We start from the raw sequence: 1,544 nt of genomic DNA, 5'->3' as shown, positions 1-1,544 counted from the left end.
TCGAAATCCAGTCCGCAAAACCACAAATAGCCCGCATGCATGGGCAGCAGTTGATACAATTCCCGTTCGGAGTGGTTGAACAAATACGAAAGCAGCATCAGTCGAACCATTCGCTCCGGGTCAGCCGCCGGGCGACCGGTGCGTTCCGTATATAGCGGCGCTACCCAATCATGGACGATGGATAAATCAAGCACCTCGTTGATTTGACGCAGGATGTGCTTTTTCGGCACGAGTTCATCCATATCCACGAATTGAAACATCTGAGGCTGGACAGCCGATGACTTATAGGCTTTCATGTTCAATCACTCTCTCGATTATTTGTTACAGTACAAATTCGACAAAACCGTGGGAAAGACCTGTTTAAGCGGACTTTTTCACCAGACTTTTAATGATTTCCTGATCAAGAGCATTGTCGCTAATATCGAATTCTTCCATATTTCCTCTGTCAGCAGCAATAGATCGTGGAAATGCTCCGAATCCTCCTACTAACTCATGATGATGAATACTAATTCGCCCCCCACCTCGTTCAAACAATTTGATAAAAGGTTCATATATATCGGGATATTTAAGAGCAATTGGATGTTGTTTATCAATCAAAACACACCATTCAATATAACCGAAACAAATCAGCTTGAAGACCGATAAATTTACCTCCTTAAGATTTGGACAGATTGATAGAACAGTTGAGTCCGTATAATTGTGTAAAATAGCTTCTTCCAATAAATGAAGAGAGCCATATTCAAACCCCTCAAGTAGAATGTAGTTGCTGACACAACAAACTAGTGAGGTGGATTTGAAAATGGCTCAATATCAGATTAACGTAGATTCGAATATTTTGCATCAATTATTTATTGGAGATAGTAAGGATGCGGGAGTAGCCAAGCTGCTGGAATCCGTATTGAATCAAGTCTTACAAGCGCAGGTGACCGAACAGTTGGATGCAGAACGTTATGAGCGGGCAGAGGAGCGCAAGGGATATCGAAATGGGACATACCCGCATAAGCTCACAACACGTGTAGGCACACTTACGCTTCATATTCCACGTATCCGGGATGGCAAGTTCTCTACGGATTTATTTGCCCGATACCAACGAAGTGAGCAAGCTTTTGTATTAGCCTTAATGGAGATGGTTGTCAATGGTGTCTCTACTCGCAAGGTGTCGCAGATTACCGAGGAGCTGTGTGGCGCCGAATTCTCAAAGTCTACGGTGAGCGAGTTATGCAAGAAGCTCGATCCCATCGTACAAGCTTGGAGCCATCGTCCACTTGGTGACAGTCAGTTTCCATTTGTGCTGGTAGACGCCATGTACTTGAAGGTACGTGAAGACGGTCGTGTACGCTCTCGTGGACTTCTGATCGCAACAGGAGTCAATACCGACGGAACACGAGAAGTGCTTGGGCACATGCTCGGCGATTCGGAATCGGAAGAGACGTGGGGGGCCTTCTTCCAGGAACTGAAGCAGCGCGGGTTACGGGGTGTGGATTACATCGTCTCGGACCAGCATGGCGGGCTTGTGCGTGCGATCCGTCAGCATTTTCAGGGGG

The 1,544-nt window shown here is 46.2% G+C and carries 3 protein-coding genes; 1 reads left to right on the top strand and 2 read right to left on the bottom strand.

The window, feature by feature from the left end; all coding sequences use genetic code 11:
* Together ABD76_RS06130 and ABD76_RS06125 are read right to left on the bottom strand one after the other, a co-directional pair.
* A partial coding sequence (locus ABD76_RS06130; RefSeq protein ID WP_197255195.1) for a transposase occupies nt 1-296 on the bottom strand: 296 nt, incomplete at its 3' end.
* Between the two features lie 64 nt (nt 297-360).
* Nucleotides 361-597 (bottom strand): hypothetical protein, encoded by a 237-nt coding sequence (locus tag ABD76_RS06125; protein WP_197255193.1) that lies wholly within the window; start codon nt 595-597, stop codon nt 361-363.
* 202 nt (nt 598-799) lie between these two features.
* Here ABD76_RS06125 and ABD76_RS06120 point away from each other — a divergent pair.
* On the top strand, nt 800-1,544 hold a 745-nt coding region (locus tag ABD76_RS06120; protein ID WP_197255187.1), incomplete at its 3' end, for an IS256 family transposase.

This window comes from Paenibacillus dendritiformis (assembly GCF_015845845.1).
Classification (GTDB): Bacteria; Bacillota; Bacilli; order Paenibacillales; family Paenibacillaceae; genus Paenibacillus_B; species Paenibacillus_B dendritiformis_C.
This window is presented reverse-complemented; position numbering and strand designations above follow the sequence as displayed.